Annotated in this window: 13 protein-coding genes; 7 read left to right on the top strand and 6 right to left on the bottom strand. The window is 71.1% G+C overall.

What is annotated here, in order from left to right:
• Positions 1 to 105: 105 nt before the first annotated feature.
• The 5 genes from BQ6202_RS02485 to BQ6202_RS02465 are packed head-to-tail and all read right to left on the bottom strand — an operon-like array spanning position 106 to position 7,032.
• Entirely contained in the window at positions 106 to 1,320 is a 1,215-nt protein-coding gene (locus BQ6202_RS02485; protein ID WP_072312892.1) for a PucR family transcriptional regulator, read from the bottom strand.
• A gap of 51 nt (positions 1,321 to 1,371) precedes the next feature.
• Positions 1,372 to 2,562, bottom strand: coding sequence for an N-methyl-L-tryptophan oxidase (gene solA, locus BQ6202_RS02480; RefSeq protein WP_072313169.1), 1,191 nt, complete (start codon positions 2,560 to 2,562; stop codon positions 1,372 to 1,374).
• Complete coding sequence (locus BQ6202_RS02475) at positions 2,555 to 4,672, bottom strand: prolyl oligopeptidase family serine peptidase (RefSeq protein ID WP_072312891.1); 2,118 nt, start codon at positions 4,670 to 4,672, stop codon at positions 2,555 to 2,557. Before BQ6202_RS02475 ends, solA begins: the two co-directional genes overlap by 8 nt.
• Positions 4,659 to 5,570: an alpha/beta fold hydrolase gene (locus tag BQ6202_RS02470; protein ID WP_083586976.1), complete on the bottom strand. Its 912-nt coding sequence runs from the start codon at positions 5,568 to 5,570 to the stop codon at positions 4,659 to 4,661. The genes BQ6202_RS02475 and BQ6202_RS02470 overlap by 14 nt, the downstream gene beginning before the upstream one ends.
• Positions 5,563 to 7,032, bottom strand: a complete 1,470-nt coding sequence (locus BQ6202_RS02465; protein ID WP_072312889.1) for an MFS transporter — start codon at positions 7,030 to 7,032, stop codon at positions 5,563 to 5,565. Before BQ6202_RS02465 ends, BQ6202_RS02470 begins: the two co-directional genes overlap by 8 nt.
• A gap of 184 nt (positions 7,033 to 7,216) precedes the next feature.
• On the opposite strand from BQ6202_RS02465, the gene BQ6202_RS02460 reads away from it, so the two are divergent.
• The 3 genes from BQ6202_RS02460 (at position 7,217) to BQ6202_RS02450 (ending at position 9,514) form a co-directional block, all read left to right on the top strand.
• On the top strand, positions 7,217 to 7,462 hold the full coding sequence (locus BQ6202_RS02460; RefSeq protein ID WP_072312888.1) for a hypothetical protein: 246 nt from the start codon (positions 7,217 to 7,219) through the stop codon (positions 7,460 to 7,462).
• A 123-nt stretch (positions 7,463 to 7,585) separates the two neighbouring features.
• Positions 7,586 to 8,932, top strand: coding sequence for a maltokinase N-terminal cap-like domain-containing protein (locus tag BQ6202_RS02455; RefSeq protein WP_072312887.1), 1,347 nt, complete (start codon positions 7,586 to 7,588; stop codon positions 8,930 to 8,932).
• Between the two features lie 246 nt (positions 8,933 to 9,178).
• Complete coding sequence (locus tag BQ6202_RS02450) at positions 9,179 to 9,514, top strand: hypothetical protein (protein WP_072312886.1); 336 nt, start codon at positions 9,179 to 9,181, stop codon at positions 9,512 to 9,514.
• 100 nt (positions 9,515 to 9,614) lie between these two features.
• On the opposite strand, the gene BQ6202_RS02445 is transcribed toward BQ6202_RS02450, so the two are convergent.
• Complete coding sequence (locus BQ6202_RS02445) at positions 9,615 to 9,956, bottom strand: histone-like nucleoid-structuring protein Lsr2 (RefSeq protein WP_072312885.1); 342 nt, start codon at positions 9,954 to 9,956, stop codon at positions 9,615 to 9,617.
• Between the two features lie 165 nt (positions 9,957 to 10,121).
• Here BQ6202_RS02445 and BQ6202_RS02440 point away from each other — a divergent pair, with 165 nt between their 5' ends.
• Genes BQ6202_RS02440 through wecB form a run of 4 tightly spaced genes read left to right on the top strand, consistent with a single transcriptional unit; the run spans position 10,122 to position 14,941 of the window.
• A complete protein-coding gene (locus tag BQ6202_RS02440) occupies positions 10,122 to 11,894 on the top strand; it encodes a glycosyltransferase (RefSeq protein ID WP_072312884.1) in 1,773 nt (590 codons plus the stop codon).
• A 26-nt stretch (positions 11,895 to 11,920) separates the two neighbouring features.
• Positions 11,921 to 12,934: an ABC transporter permease gene (locus tag BQ6202_RS02435; RefSeq protein ID WP_143143613.1), complete on the top strand. Its 1,014-nt coding sequence runs from the start codon at positions 11,921 to 11,923 to the stop codon at positions 12,932 to 12,934.
• On the top strand, positions 12,921 to 13,772 hold the full coding sequence (locus BQ6202_RS02430) for an ABC transporter ATP-binding protein (protein WP_072312882.1): 852 nt from the start codon (positions 12,921 to 12,923) through the stop codon (positions 13,770 to 13,772). The genes BQ6202_RS02435 and BQ6202_RS02430 overlap by 14 nt, the downstream gene beginning before the upstream one ends.
• Positions 13,773 to 13,792: 20 nt before the next feature.
• Complete coding sequence (gene wecB / locus BQ6202_RS02425; RefSeq protein WP_072312881.1) at positions 13,793 to 14,941, top strand: non-hydrolyzing UDP-N-acetylglucosamine 2-epimerase; 1,149 nt, start codon at positions 13,793 to 13,795, stop codon at positions 14,939 to 14,941.
• Positions 14,942 to 15,008 lie beyond the last annotated feature (67 nt).

The following is a 15,008-nucleotide window of genomic DNA, read 5'->3' as shown; positions in this document are numbered from 1 at the left end:
GCCGTCGGTGTGCCTCCGAGCACGCTATCGACGGGCACCGCGCGCACTCCTCCGCGAATCGTCGAGCATCCGGCCTGGCGATTGCGACAGATGGACGAACGCGCGTCAGTCGCGGGCGCCGATGCCGAGCAGGTCGGCGATCTTCAGCGTCAGGTGGGCGCGCAGCCGGTCGTCGCCGCTGGCGAGGTCGAGACCTGTGAGCTCCTGGATGCGCCGCAAGCGGTAGTAGAGGCTCGTGCGGTGGGCGAAGAGCAGCTCGGATGCGGCGCGAACGTCGCCAGCGGTGTCGAGGAAGACCTCGAGGGTGCGCACGAGGGGGTCGCCGCGGCGCTCGTCGGCGATGAGGGCGAGCAGCCGCGGGTTGGCGATCGCGCGCAGCGCGTCGTCGGGCACGTGGTCGAGCAGGGCGTAGACGCCGGTGCCGTCGATCGAGGCGATGGGCCCGACCGCGTCGACGCGCCGGCAGATGCGAGCGGCACGGCGAGCCTCGTGGGCAGCCTCCGCTGCCTGCGCCAGGTCGGTGCGCACGCGCGCGATGCCGACCCAGCAGCGCTCGGCTTCGGTCGCGCGCAGCACGTCGGTGCGGAGCGCCTCGCCGAGCGCGAGGAACGCCTCCTCGGCAGCGTCGGGCTGCGCCTCGGCGACGAGCAGCACCGCGTGGTCGCGGTGCTCCATCGAGAGCACGTCGTGAGACGCTCGCCTGCTGCGCGCCGCCGCGATGGCCGCGGCGAGCGCGATCGGATCCTCCTCGGCCGTCGGCTCGCCGCCGCGGTCGATCTCGACGTGCAGCACCGCGTAGGGCGACCCGGCGAAGAGTCCCTCGGCGCGCAGCGCGACGGCGGCAGCGGCCCGCTCCCCTGAGTCGGCGCCGAGCAACCGCTCGACGAGCTCGCGCTCGCGATCGCGCGATGCGGTCGCGCGCAGGAACTCGCCGTGGATCAGCACGCTCGCCTCGGCGGCAGCGCCCTCCAGCGCCGCGAGCTGCGCCTCGTCGATCGGCCCTTCAGAGGCGAGCAGCCACACGAACCCCAGCAGGGTCTCCTGCTGCAGGATCGGCTGCCCCACGCGCGGGTCGAGCAGGCCGAGATCCTCGCGCGGTGTGACGAGGTAGCGACCGGTGGCGTCGTCGCGACAGGCGTGCACGTGCTCCACGACCCCCGGTGGCACCGCGCGCCGCAGGATCGACTCGGCGCGGATCGGGTCGACGTCGCCGCGGTGCGAGCTGTGCGCGAGCAGCCGCAGTCGAGCATCGTCGATCGCGACGGAGCGGTCGAGCCGGAGCGCCAGCGACTGCACGAGCTGCTGGAGGTCGGCCGCCATGCTCGGAAGCATACCGACGCGCGCCTGCCCGGCCCGAGGCATCGACGGCGATCAGGCGGGCTGCGCGCGCAGCCTGAACACCGGCTCGAAGTCGGGATCGACGATCGCCGGCCGCGTGAGCCGGAAGGCGCCGATGTCGTGCGGTGTCGCCCCGACGGTGAGCAGGTCGGCGAGGATGCTGCCGACGAGGCTCGCGAACTTGCCCGCGTGCCCCGCGCCGTTGAATACGGCGACGTGCGGATGCCCCGGCAGGGTGTCGAGCACGAAGTCGCGGTCGGCGGGCATGTCGTAGACGCAGGTCTTGCTCATGAGCAGCGAGCCCGCAGCACCCGGCAGGTGCTGGGCGAGGAACGCGTGCAGCCGTCGCGGCTCGTCGTCGTCGCCCACGAAGACGCGCTGGTCGCTGTCGATGAAGTGGCCGCGCATGTCGCGCGCCACCTTCACGGCGGCCTCGCCGTAGACCGGGAAGCCGTAGTGCACGGCCTCCTCGCCGTGGTGGATCCAGATGGGGAACCGATCGGGGGCGAAGTCGGCCAGGTTCGGGCCGGAGAAGTAGCCGACCTGCTCCTGCGACAGCGTCAGCCGGAAGCGCAGGCCGAGATCGGGCATGAGGTCACCGAGCCACGACGCGGCCGCGACGACGAGGTGGTCGGCGTCGATCGGCCCGTCCGCGGTCTCGACGGTGACGCCGCGATCGCGCAGCCGCACCCCCGTCACCCGCGTGCGCGGGCGGAGCTCCACACCGGCCGCCATCGCGAGCGAGGTGTGCGCCGACACCGACCGGCGGATGTCGAGGATGCCGCCGTCGACCTGCGAGAGACCGACGACGTCGTCCTCGACGCGCCACTGCGGGTGGCGCTCGCGCACGTCGTCGACACCCAGGCGCTCGTAGCCGATGCCCGCCGCATCCATCGCCCGGGCGTAGCCGTCGAGCTCGTCGGCGCCGTGCGTGCCGGCGGCCGCGAGGTCGATGCCGCCGGTGCGCAAGTAGACCGGCAGCGCCGAGCGCTCCTCGACGTGCGCCCAGGCGTCGAACATGGCGTCGGTCAGCCGCGTGTAGGCCTCGTGGTGATAGGCGCGGCGGATGATGCGCGAGTGGTCGCCGGAGGAGCCGAGCGTGTGCACGAGGTAGAACTGCTCGAGCACGAGCACCCGCTCGGCCCCGGCCTCCGAGAGCCAGTAGGCGGCGGCCGAGCCGACGGCGCCCGCGCCGATGACGATGTGCGAGTAGCCCTCAGCCATGGTGACCGGCTTCTGCATGCGCGCCGACGGCGCTGGGCTCATCGTGGAGCCCCGTGTGGTGGGCGACGAAGGCGAGCCAGTCGGCATGCCGTGCCGACTCATCGCTGACGCCCGCGGCGCCGTGGCCCTGCCCGTCGTAGACGCGCATGAGCGGGCGGGCCGTGCCCTGCTGCGCGCGCTCGACAGCATCCACGAAGACGCGGATGTGCCACACGGGGCAGCGCGGATCGTTCGCGCCGCCCGTCATCAGCAGCGGCGAGTAGTCGGCGTCGACGACGTGGTGCACGGGGCTGACGGCACGCAGCCACTCCCGCTCGACGGGGTCGAGGGGGTCGCCGTACTCCTCGCGGCCGATCGCGTAGGTGATCGGGTCGCGGTGGTATTCGAGCAGGTCGGTGACGGGCACGTCGCTGACGACGGCGGCCCACAGCTCCGGCCGCTGCACGAGCGCTGCGGCGGTGAGGAGCCCGCCGTTGCTCTCGCCCTTCACGGCGAGGCGCTCCGGCGTCGTCCACCCCTCGGCGACGAGGCGCTCGGCGACGGCGTAGAGGTCGTCGAAGGTGCGCTGCTTCACCTCGCGGCGACCGCCGAGCCACCAGTCGGCGCCGAGCTCGCCGCCACCGCGCAGGTGCGAGAGCACGAAGATGCCGCCGGCGCGCACCCAGGCGGTGTTCGCGGCGTCGAGCGAGGGCAGGTAGCCGACGTGGAACCCGCCGTAGCCCCACAGCAGGGTCGGCTGCGGCTGCGAGCGGTCGAGGTCGGCGCGGTGCACCACGTGGGCGAGCACCTCGGCCCCGTCGCTGGAGGTGGCGCTGATCGTCGTGACCGTGAGGTCATCGACGGCGACGTGTGCGGGCTCGACGACCTCGAGCCGGCGCTCGCTCACGACGTAGCGGTAGGTCGCCCACGACGAGCGGAACGTCGAGTGCACGAAGGAGATCTCGTCGTCGCTGAAGACGAACATGGCGAGCGCCGGGTGGGATGCCCCGACGGGGTGCTCGCCGATGCTGCCGGGCTCGATGTCGATGTCGCCGAGCGGGCCGCCGTCGAGGTCGAGCAGCCGCAGCTGCGCCGCGGCGTCGCGCAGGAAGCCGAGCACGATGACGTCGCCGACGACCGCGACGGTGCGCAGCACGTCGTCAGACTCCGCGACGAGTTCGACCCAGGTCGACGCATCCGCAGCCGTCGCGATGGGGATCCGCACGAGTCGTCCGCGCGGGGCGCCGTCGTCGACGACCGCGAGCAGCGCATCGCCGTGGAGCACGCCGGTGCATCCGCCCGGCACGTCGCGCAGGAAGGGCACGAGCTCGCCGTCGGCGATGAGCCAGTCGAACCGCTGCGCGGTGTTGCCGGCCCGCAGCGCCGTGTGCCGCCCGTCGGGCGAGACGACGATCGCAGGCGAGATGACGCCGGCGGGCACGGCGATCGGCTCGGGGGCGGGCGCATCGAGCAGGTGCTGCCGGAGCAGGAAGGCGAGCGCGCCCTCGCGCACCTCGGCGGTCGTGAACCAGAAGCCCGTGGAGTCGGGCAGCCAGACGATGCCGAGCGCGTTGCCCGGCACGTCGATGGGAGTCGCGGTGCCGGTCTCGACGTCGACGACCGTGAGCGAGGCCTGCTCTGTGCCTGCCTCAGCGGCCGCGTAGGCGAGCATGCGCCCGTCGGGCGAGGCGCTGACGTCGACCAGGGTCACCATGGTGCCGCGCTCGGCGCTCAGGGCGTTCGGATCCACGAGCACCCGCGGCGCTCCCGTGGGGGCATCGCGCACGACCACGACGGGCTGGTCGTCGGAGTCGCGGACCGAGGCGCGCTGGAACCAGCGGCCGCCACGGCGCACGAGCGGGTGCCGGTGCGTGTCGGCCAGGTGCGCGGCGACGCTGCGCACGAAGCCCTCGCGGGCGGGCAGCTCGGCGAGCGCGGCGTCGGCGAGCGCGACGCGCTCCTGCTGCCAGGCGATCGTCTCTGGCGTGTCAGCGGTGAGATCCATGGCGATCCCTCTCTTCTCGGTCGGTCGGGTCTGGTCGGTCGGCCGGGGCTGCTCGGTCGGTCGGTGCTCGTCGGCCGGTCGGTCGCCGCCGACGTCAGCGCCGGCGGGTCGGTCAGGCGTCGGCACGGGCGAGCAGCGTCTCGACGATGCGGCGACGCGCATCGGGGTGCGAGAAGCCGTGGTGGCCGTAGGCGAAGGAGTGGAAGCGCGCGTCGGGGTTGCGCTCGGCCAGCACGCGCGCGAACGGCGCCTGCACATCCTGCTCACCGCAGAAGAGATCGAGCGGCGCGCTGATGCCGTAGTGGTCGAAGCCCCACGGCCGGCCCGCCAGGCGCAGCTCGGCGAGCAGCGCCTCCTTGCCGGCGCGCTCCGCCAGCATGCGGCGGTGCAGCGCCGCGACGTCGGGTTCCGTGCCCGGCGGCGGCCCGACCAGGTCAGGGTCGGCGAACCTGCTCGAGCGCTCGTCCGCTCCCCCACCTCGGCTGGCTCGCGCATCCATCGCCGCCAGCAGACCGGGCGCATGGCGCAGCAGCCGGTAGGCGAGCGCGGTGCTGCGCGAGGAGACCCGACGTGCGGCGGGGTCGAACCACGGCAGGGTCGGGTTGATGGGGGCGGCGCTCGCCACGTGATCGGGGAGGCCGGAGGCCACCACCATCGTCATCAGTCCGCCGTTCGACTCCCCGAAGCACGACATCCGCTCGACGCCGAGGTGGTCGAGCACCTGCGCGACGTCGTCGGCGTAGGCGATGGCGGGCCGCCCCGGTGCGAGCGTCGAGCCGCGCGCGCCGGGCCGGTTCGTGGCGATGAGCCGCACGCCGTGGTGCACGGCCTCGCGGTGGAAGATGCCGCCCTCGATGCTCGTCGAGCCGCCCCCGTGCAGGTACAGCACGGGCCGGCCGTCAGCGACGCCGAACTCCTGCCACGTCGTGCGGCGGCCGTCAGCGAGCACCATGGAGCGCTCGGGTGGATCGATGAGGGGCACGTCGGCGGTCGCCCCGTCAGCGGCGTCGCGCGCGTCAGGCATCGCGCGTCCCACCGGTGACCTTCGGGATCGCCGCGGTCGCACCCGCCCCTGACGCCTCGACGGCCTCGACGGCCTCGAGCCCCGCCTGCACCTCTGCCATCGCCGCGCGGTCGAGCGGGTACCGCCAGATGATGGCCGCGGCGGCGAGCAGGCCGAGGGCGGGCGCGATCGAGAACCCGAACGTGATGCCGACGACGGCCGCGGTGGTCTGCACGCCGCCCTCGGCGTCGAATCCGAACGCGCCGACGAGCCCGAGCCCCAGCGCCCCAGCGACGCCCAGGAGCGACTTCTGCAGGAACGCGAACATCGAGCCGTAGAGCCCACCGTGGTCGCGGCCGGTATGGAGGCGGCCGTAGTCGACGACGTCCGCGGACATCGTGTAGACGACGACGGATCCAGAGAGCACGAGCGTGACGATCGGGAACAGCAGGATGCAGCCGAGGAACGCGCCGGGGCCCGGCTGCACGAGCACGAAGGACGCGCACGCGATGGCGCCGAGGATGAGGGCGACGGCCCAGACGCGGTGGCGCTCGAAGCGCGCTGAGAGCGCGGTCCAGATCGGGATGCCGATGATGCTCGTCACGAGCGACGTCGCGAGCACCGCCGGCAGCTCGGCACTGAGCCCGAGGTAGACATCCATGTAGAGATAGGCGAGGCCGCCGCTCATGCCCGCGAGCAGGTTGACGGGCAGGAAGGCCGCGAGCAGGCGCATGAGCGGCGGGTTGCCGCGCAGCGCGCGCAGGGTCTCTCGCGCTCGCGAGCGCAGCGTCGCCGAGACGGACTCGGCCGTCGTCACCGCGCCGGAGGGCACCACGAGCAGCATGACCGCAGCCGCGACGGGCATCGCGACGAGGGCGATCACAGCGAGCACCCCGAGGCTGCGGAAGTCGATCTCGGTGGAGTCGGAGACGCCGAGCCCGAACGCGAGGGCAGGCACGAAGAAGAACAGCAGCTGGCCGACGACCTGGCCCATGCCGCGCCAGCCCTGCACGCGGGCGCGCTGCGCGTGGTCGGCGCTGAGGTTGTAGCTCCACGCCTGCAGCGGGATCTCGACCGTCTTCCACCCGAGGTACAGCACCGACATGCTGACGCCGAAGTAGACGACGGTCGGCTCGGCCGGCGGGTGCAGCAGCGCCCACATGCCGACGACCGAGATGATCGTGCCGCCGATGATCCAGCCGCGTCGCGACCCGGTGCGGGCATAGGTGCGGTCGGAGAGGCTGCCGATCAGCGGGTAGGTGATGGCGTCGAACATCTTCGTCACCAGCAGCGCGATCGCGAGGCCGCCGAGGGCGAGGCCCGCGTGCTTGGCGTAGACGCCTTGGATGACGCCTTCGGGGCCGTGCATGATGCCCAGCACGATCGTGGGGAGCGTGAAGGCGATGAGCACGCTGCGCGGGATGCGGGTAGTGCCCACTGCCTCCGCACCGCGAGGGCGCCTGCGGCGGATGGACTTCAGCATGGTTCTCCCTCGTGCTGCGGCGCAGCGTGCCGTCAGCGTACGAGCGCCCTCAGTGCCGAGGTGCGCGCGACGGTCGAAGACATCAGCCACCCGTTTCGACTGCTGTCGAAGAGCGCCGTCCAAGACCCGGATGACTCGGCAACCTCCCAGCCATCTGGGGGACAAATCGGGGTACATTCCGGAGATGCAGAAGGACCTCCCGAGAACCCAGCTCTACAGCAGTGCCGACATCGCCGCCGTGCTCTCCGACCTCCAGGCGAGCGTCTCCGGCTCGACCAGCCTCCATCGATGGTCGGCCACCACCGATCTGCCGCTCGACAGCGTCGTCGCCGGCAACGACCTCACCTACATCACGCTCTCCGCGCACGACGAGCTCGGCGCCCCCATCGTGCTGATGCTGCGCGACGGCGTGTGGCAGCGCGCCATCTGATGCAGCACGTCGACCGATGGCGGCGCAGCGATCGCAGCACGCCGATGACGACGAGCGGATGCGCGCACGCGCGGCGAGGAAGACGCAGAGCCAGCGTGCATCTGCACGCGGCATAGTGGCCCCATGAGCGCACCCACCGAGACCGACGCGCCCGCCTACGACGACGCATCAGTCATCGACGCGATCGCCGCGTGGATGCCGACCACCCGCTGGTACCCGCTGAAGGACCAGCAGGTGGACGTGACGCTCGAGCACGCCTACGACCTGGGCGACGCGGCGATCCTGCTGCTGCGCGCCGGCGACACCCTGCTGCAGGTGCCCGTCGCCTGGCGCGACGAGCGCACCGCCGCACCCATCGCGCAGCTCGGCGAGCGCTGGCTCGTCGACGCCTGCGCCGACAAGGCCGTCGTGCAGGCGCTCGTCGACGTCGCCACCGGCGCGCGCTCGGTCGACGGCCTCGAGGGCGACGCCACCGCCGAGCCCGCCCCCGCCGGCCACATCCACGTCATCACCGGCGAGCAGTCGAACACGTCGATCATCGGCGGTTCCGGCACCTCGGACGAAGACACCTGGATCGCCAAGGTCTTCCGCGTCGTCTCCCCCGGCGACAACCCCGATGTCCTCGTCACGGGAGCCCTGACCCGGGCCGGCAGCACGAGCGTCCCGAGCCTCCTCGCATCCATCACGGCCACCTGGCAGGCGGGCGAGGCGAGCGTCACCGGTCATCTGCTCGCCGTCTCCGAGTTCGTCGCGGGCGCCGACGACGCCTGGGACCTGTATCGCCGTCACGCTCGCGCGACGCTCCGCGGCGACGCGAGCCCCGTGCCCGACACCCGCGCGCTCGGGGCGACCGTCGCATCCGTGCACCAGGCGCTGGCGGATGCGATGGGCACGGCCCAGGCGCAGGACACCGACACGCTGCGGTTCGTGAGCGGCCTCGAGCAGCGCCTCGGCTGGGCTCGGCAGGAGGCCGCCGGAGCGCTCACCGGCCTCGAGGACGAGCTCGCCGACGCGGGTGAGCGTCTGCGCGCGATCGACTCGATCGGCGAGCTGCAGCAGATCCACGGCGACCTGCACCTGGGCCAGGTGCTGCGCGCCGCCGACGGCAAGTGGCGGGTGCTCGACTTCGAGGGCGAGCCGCTGCGGCCGATGCACGAGCGCATGGTGCGGGAACCGCGGCTGCGCGATGTCGTCGGCATGCTGCGCTCGTTCGACTACGCCGCAGGCTCCGCGCTGCAGCAGGAGCCCGAGGCGGACGGCACGGTCGCCGGCGAATGGGTGCAGGCTCGGCAGGCCGAGTTCCTCGAGGGCTACGCGGATGCGCTGGGTCCGGTCGACCCGCAGGACCCGGTGTTCCGGGCGCTGCTGCTCGACAAGGCGCTCTACGAGGTCGTCTACGAGCTGCGCAACCGCCCGGACTGGCTCCCCGTCCCCCTCGAGGCGGTCCGGGCCCTGCTCACGACCCCGTAGGTCGAGGAGCGCGCGTGCGAACCCCGTAGGTTGAGGAGCGCGCGGGCGCAGCCCGCACGCGTCACGAAACCGAAGGACCCGCGAATGTCCCGCCGCCTCATCACCCTCACCGCGATCGCGGCGGCCTTCTTCGTCCTGATCCTGACGATCGTCCTGCCCTCGCTCGCTGGTTGAGGAGCGCGCGGGCGCAGCCCGCTCGCGTCTCGAAGCCGCCCCGCGTCAGCGGCAGCCCTTACATTCGCTCGCATGACCCTCCGCCCCACCGAGTGGGATGTCCTGCACCCGCTCTCGGGGCAGCCGCTCGCGATCATCCGCCTGCTCTGGCTCGGCCCGAGGCGCGAGCCGTACTACCGCGCCGTCACTGCCAATCCGAGGCGTGAGCTCCGCAAGCTCGTCGGCTACTGGGGCACCCTCGACGACGCGCACACCGCGTGCTTGGCGATGCACGAGCGGGCCGCGGGTCGATCGGTCGATGGCGGCGATCGAGCACCGACGCTGCAGGTGCCGGCGCAGAAGCCACCACCCGCGACGCAGAGACCGGGCATGGCGGCGCGCCCGCAATTGCATTCGTCGCGCGCCTGAGACCGACAGCGACAGCCAGATCTGTGAGCAGAATTCGTACCCCAGAATGAGAGAAGCGCCGCCCCGACTCATGCGGGGCGGCGCTTTCGTGTGCTGTGGTTCAGCGGTTCTTGTACTGCTCCACGATGTCTGCGGGAATGCGGCCGCGGGTCGCGACCTTCATGCCCTGCGACTCAGCCCACTCACGAATTGCCGCGGTCTCCGAGTTTCCGCCGCTGGTGCGACCGGTGGTGGTTCCGCCGGTCTTGCGGCGCCCAGAGACGCGGCGCGATGCGCGCACGAAGCGCTCGAGCACGTCCGAGAACTCCTCGACGTGCTCGTTGGTCAGGTCGATCTCGTACTCGGCTCCATCGAATGCGAAGCGAATCGTGCGGCCTTCACCGTCAGCGATGCTTTCGCCCGAGAAGTCGTCGACGAGCTGAACGAGGGTCTTCTTAGCCATGACGAGGAATCTATCGCACCATCCGCTCGAATCCCGCATCCCATTCCGCGCAATTGCGACGAGAGCCAGGCAATCGCACAAATGCAAATGTGCGCGATCTTCACCTTTCCTCGGCGAATCCGCGCGAGCGGCGCACGCCGACAGCGAGGTGGGATGATTGCACGCATGCCCGCAGACGCCGACCGACGCCATGCAGCGGCCGAGATCCTCGGGCGCGCGCCCCGCCTGATCGGCAACGCGAGCATGGCCGCGACCACCGCAGCGCGCTCGGTCCTCGACGATCCGCTGACCTTCGGCATCCAGCTGGCCCGTCGCTTCCCGGCCGCCCGCGGACCGCTGCTCGCGGCTGCCCTAGCAGCGCGTGGCGCGGACCGTCGACTCGTCGAGACGTGGCTGTCCGGCGACATGGCTGCCACGCGCGCCCAGCTCGACGAGACGGCGCTGCGCGGCAGCCTCAGCCGGCTCGCGGCCGAGGTCGCGCAGGCCGCGGGACGCCCCGAGCTGGTCGTCGATGACGAGCGAGTGCACGCCGTCGCGCGGGCGCGCGCCGCCTGGCAGATCGGCGAGGCGACGCTGGCGATCTCCCTGCTCGAGCGCCACGCGCCCGGCTCGCGGCTGCACCGCGCCCTGCGCGCCGAGCTCGCGCTCATGACACCCGGCACCCGCCTGCGCTGGACGCCCCGGGGTGACGCAGCGCCGCTGGCCGCGGGCCGCGGCGTGCTCCACCTGCTGACGAACTCCCTCCCCCACACCCAGTCCGGCTACACCGTCCGCTCCCACGAGGTCCTGCGGGCGCAGCGCGCAGCCGGCCTCGATCCCGTCGCGATGACCAGGGTCGGCTACCCGGTCGTCGTCGGCGGGCTCGGCGCCGCCGCGGTCGACGTCATCGATGACATCGCGTACCACCGGGCGCTACCCGCCCGCCTCGCACCGACGCCTGACGGCCGCCTCGGTCAGCAGGCGGATGCGCTGGCGGCACTCGCGGGCCGGGTCCGGCCCGCGGTCCTCCAGACCACCACTCACTACCCGAACGCGGTCGTCGTGCGCGAGGTCGCCGATGCGCTGCGCCTGCCGTGGGCGTACGAGGTGCGCGGCATGCTCGAGCAGACCTGGGTCGCGGGCCTCGGCAGCGACGCGGCCCGCGAGCGCGCGACGCAGAGCGAGCGGTTCCGCCTGACCCGCGAGCGCGAGGCCGAGCTCGCGAGCGCGGCCGACGCGGTCTTCACGCTGTCCGGCAGCATGCGCGACGACCTGGCGGGTCGCGGGGTGCCGCGGGAGCGCGTGCACCTCGTACCGAACGGGATCGACCAGCGACTCCTCCAGCGCAGGTCGCCCACACCCGCGGCGGCCCGCGCATCCCTCGGGCTGCCCAGCGAGGGCTTCTGGGTCGGCTCCACGTCCTCCCTCGTCGACTACGAGGGCTTCGACGTCCTGCTCGATGCAGTCGCAAGTGCGCGCGCGGACGGCCACGACGTGCGCGCGTTGCTCGTCGGGGACGGCGCGTCGCGCCAGGCGCTCGAGTCGAGGGCGCGCAGCCGCGGCCTCGCAGAGCACGCGGTCTTCACTGGTCGCGTCGCTCGCGACGAGGTCGTCAACTATCGGGATGCGCTCGACGTCTTCGTGGTGCCCCGCCACGATCGCGAGGTGACGCGAACCGTCTCGCCGCTGAAGCCGATCGAGGCGATGGCCAGTGGCAGGCCGCTCGTCGTGAGCGCGCTCCCTCCACTCATCGAGACCATCGGCGACGCGCTCGTCGAAGCCGGCTTCACGGCTCCGCCGGGTGACGCCGACGCGTTGGCGCGACGTCTGGTGGAGCTGATGCACGACGAGCCCGCCCGGGCAGCCGCCGTCCGACTCGGACGGGCCCGCGCGGCAGAGCGAACCTGGGGTGCCATTGGCGCCACCTATCGCGCGCAAATCAATGCCGCCTCCGCATGATGCGTAGTGTGGGAACATAAACTCAGGTGCGGTTCACGCGCCGACGCCCCGCTCCCTCACAGATTGCTCAGCACCGCATGACATCAACGTCGCAGCGACCTGAGTCTCGAGGTCTTCGGACGCAGTGGCGACGTGCATGGTCCACCCGACGAGCAGGCGCTTCTGCGCTCTCTGCCCCGATGCGCCAGCAGCTCGAGACCAAGTACGGCGATCTGACGCACTTGCGCCGCGTCGGCACGCGGCCTCCGCTGCGAGAGTACTTCACCGAGCTCTTGGATCGCCGGCACTTCATCTGGGCCGCGGCCCGAGGCGAAGCAGTGACGCGCTACTCGAACGAGCGCCTGGGCGTCGCCTGGTATGTCTTGCGGCCGCTCCTCGATGCGGCGTTCTACGGCGTCGTCTTCGGCCTGATCCTCCAGGTATCGCGGGGCGTCGACAACTTCATCGCCTTCATCATCATCGGCGTCTTCATGTTCCAGCTGTCGTCGCGCGCGATCACCGGCGGCGTCACGCTCATCCGGAGCTCCAAGGCGATGATCCGGGCCTTCGCGTTCCCCCGAGCCGCGCTGGCCATCTCCATGGTCCTGCGTGAACTGATGAGCTCGATGCCAGCCATCGGCCTCATGTTCATCCTGATCATCGCGATCCCTCCGCACGAAGCGCCGAATGTGGCGTGGTCGCTGTTCCCGCTGATCCTCGCCTTGCAGCTCACCCTGAGCCTCGGCTTCGTCCTCCTGTTCGGGTGGCTGGGCTCGCGTGTCCCCGATCTGGCGCAGGCGATGAGCTTCGTCTCGCGGTTCCTCATGTACGGCTCGGCCGTCATCTTCCCGATCGAGCGCTTCCTCGATCACCCGACGATCCTGGCGATCATCCAGGCGAACCCGATCTACGTCGTGCTCAACATGTACCGAATGACGCTCATGGACGGCCAGGTGCCGTCGCTCGAGAACTGGCTGCAGCTGGCGGCATGGGCCTTCGGGGTCCTCGTGATCGGTTTCACGCTCTTCTGGTCGGATGAGGAGCGCTATGGCCGCGAATGAGCCCGAGATGGGCTGGCGACTGAGCGGTGAGCCGAAGGTGACGATCGCAGCCGAGAACATCAGGCTGCGCTACACGGTCAACCGCTCGAGCCGAGGTGCCTGGTGGCGCCGCGGCAGCAACAAGTCGGTCACCGGCCCAGTCCTGCGCGGTATCTCGATGGCTGCGCGTGAGGGCGAGATGATCGGGCTCGTCGGGCTCAACGGCTCAGGCAAGAGCTCGCTGCTGCGGGTGCTGGCGGGTCTGCAGCCTGCGACCTCCGGCAGCGTGGTCGCATCCGCGCAACCGCAGCTGCTGGGCGTCAGCGCCGCGCTCGTTCCCGAGCTCTCCGGCGAGGAGAACATCTGGCTCGGAACGCTCGCGATGGGCATGACGCCCGATGACGCGTACTTCGCCAAGGAGCGCATCGAACAGCTCGCAGGCATCGGCGATGCCATCAAGCAGCCGATGAACACCTACTCATCGGGCATGGGCTCCCGGCTCCGCTTCGCGATCTCTGTGGCGGCAGACCCCGAGATCCTCATGATCGACGAAGCGCTCTCGACAGGCGACGCATCCTTCGCAGAGCGCTCGAAGGAGGCCATGCATGGGCTCATCACGCGAGCCGGCACGGTCTTCCTCGTCAGCCACGCGGCGAAGACGATCGAGGACATGTGCACGCGAGCCATCTGGCTCGACGCGGGCCAGCTCATCGCCGACGGCCCGGCCGACGAGGTCGCGAACATGTATCGCTACTACGCGCACAGCATCGCGCTCGGCAAGGACGAGGCAGCGAAGAACGCGCTGCTCAGCGCCACCGAGTCCCATCCCCCTGCACTCAGCACCAACCGCGAGCACTGAAGCATCGGAACGGAGCACACATGGCACAGCACAAGGTCATGACGGTCTATGGCACCCGGCCGGAGGCGATCAAGGTCGCCACCGTCATCGAAGCGCTCGAGCAAGACGAGCGCTTCGAATCGATCCCCGTGGTCACAGGGCAGCACCGCGAGATGCTCGACCAGGTGAACACGATGTTCGGCATCACACCGAAGCACGACCTCAACCTCATGAAGCCCGGCCAGGCGCTCAACGGCATCGTGTCGCGTGCGATCGCAGGCATCGATGAACTCATCGTCGCCGAGCAGCCCGACGTCGTGATCGTGCAGGGCGACACCTCGACGGCGATGGCGGCGGCGATCGCCGCATTCAACCGGCAGGTGACGGTCGTCCATCTCGAGGCCGGGCTTCGTACGGGCAACATCGACTCGCCATTCCCGGAAGAGGCGAATCGCAAGCTCATCGGCCAGGTCGCGAAGCTGCACCTCGCCCCCACGCGCGGCTCTCGCGACAATCTCTTCCACGAGTCGGTGGAGCCCTCGACGATCGTCGTCACGGGCAACACGGTGATCGACGCCCTGCTCGAAGCAGCGACGTGGGACACCGTGCCGGGTGATCCTGCTGTCGCAGCGGCCGTGGCCAGTGGCCGCCCGATCATCCTCGCCACCACCCACCGACGCGAGAACCTCGGCGACAGCATGGATGCGATCGGTCGTGCCCTCGCAACCATCGCCGAGCAGCACAGCGACCACATCGTGATCCTTCCCGTGCACCGCAATCCGATCGTGCGAGAGTCGGTGCTGCCGCATCTGGAGGGCAAGGAGAACATCGTCGTCACCGAGCCGCTCCCGTACGCGGAGTTCACCAAGGTGATGGCTGCTGCCCGCATCGTGCTCACCGACTCCGGCGGCGTGCAGGAGGAAGCGCCGAGCCTCGGCAAGCCGGTGCTCGTAATGCGAGAGAACACCGAGCGCCCCGAGGCTGTCGATGCCGGCACCGTGCGCCTCGTGGGCACCGACTACGACCGCATCGTGTTCGAGGCGAATCATCTCCTCGAGGATGCTGACGCGTACGCGGCGATGGCGAACGCGGTCAACCCTTACGGCGATGGCCATGCCTCGGCCCGCTCGGTCGCGGCGATCGCCGAATTGCTCGGCGTCGGGACTCGCGAGGCGGACTTCAGCGTGTGATGTACGCCCTCGTTGCGACCCTGAGGTCGTACCCTCGGCCTAGAGTCGCTCTCGTGCGGGGCTGACG

Origin of the sequence: Agrococcus sp. Marseille-P2731, assembly GCF_900117395.1 — a bacterium.
Lineage (GTDB): Bacteria > Actinomycetota > Actinomycetes > Actinomycetales > Microbacteriaceae > Agrococcus.
Note: the sequence above shows the minus strand (reverse complement) of the source record. Positions and strands in the feature narration are given on the sequence as shown.

Bases quoted from the DNA above. Each gene is read 5' to 3' on its own strand.
- BQ6202_RS02465 (WP_072312889.1), bottom strand. From the start codon at position 7,032: ATGCTGAAGTCCATCCGCCGCAGGCGCCCTCGCGGTGCGGAGGCAGTG.
- BQ6202_RS02440 (WP_072312884.1), top strand. From the start codon at position 10,122: ATGCCCGCAGACGCCGACCGACGCCATGCAGCGGCCGAGATCCTCGGG.
- solA (WP_072313169.1), bottom strand. From the start codon at position 2,562: ATGGCTGAGGGCTACTCGCACATCGTCATCGGCGCGGGCGCCGTCGGC.
- BQ6202_RS02450 (WP_072312886.1), top strand. From the start codon at position 9,179: ATGACCCTCCGCCCCACCGAGTGGGATGTCCTGCACCCGCTCTCGGGG.
- BQ6202_RS02470 (WP_083586976.1), bottom strand. From the start codon at position 5,570: ATGCCTGACGCGCGCGACGCCGCTGACGGGGCGACCGCCGACGTGCCC.
- BQ6202_RS02455 (WP_072312887.1), top strand. From the start codon at position 7,586: ATGAGCGCACCCACCGAGACCGACGCGCCCGCCTACGACGACGCATCA.
- BQ6202_RS02460 (WP_072312888.1), top strand. From the start codon at position 7,217: ATGCAGAAGGACCTCCCGAGAACCCAGCTCTACAGCAGTGCCGACATC.
- wecB (WP_072312881.1), top strand. From the start codon at position 13,793: ATGGCACAGCACAAGGTCATGACGGTCTATGGCACCCGGCCGGAGGCG.
- BQ6202_RS02445 (WP_072312885.1), bottom strand. From the start codon at position 9,956: ATGGCTAAGAAGACCCTCGTTCAGCTCGTCGACGACTTCTCGGGCGAA.
- BQ6202_RS02485 (WP_072312892.1), bottom strand. From the start codon at position 1,320: ATGGCGGCCGACCTCCAGCAGCTCGTGCAGTCGCTGGCGCTCCGGCTC.
- BQ6202_RS02430 (WP_072312882.1), top strand. From the start codon at position 12,921: ATGGCCGCGAATGAGCCCGAGATGGGCTGGCGACTGAGCGGTGAGCCG.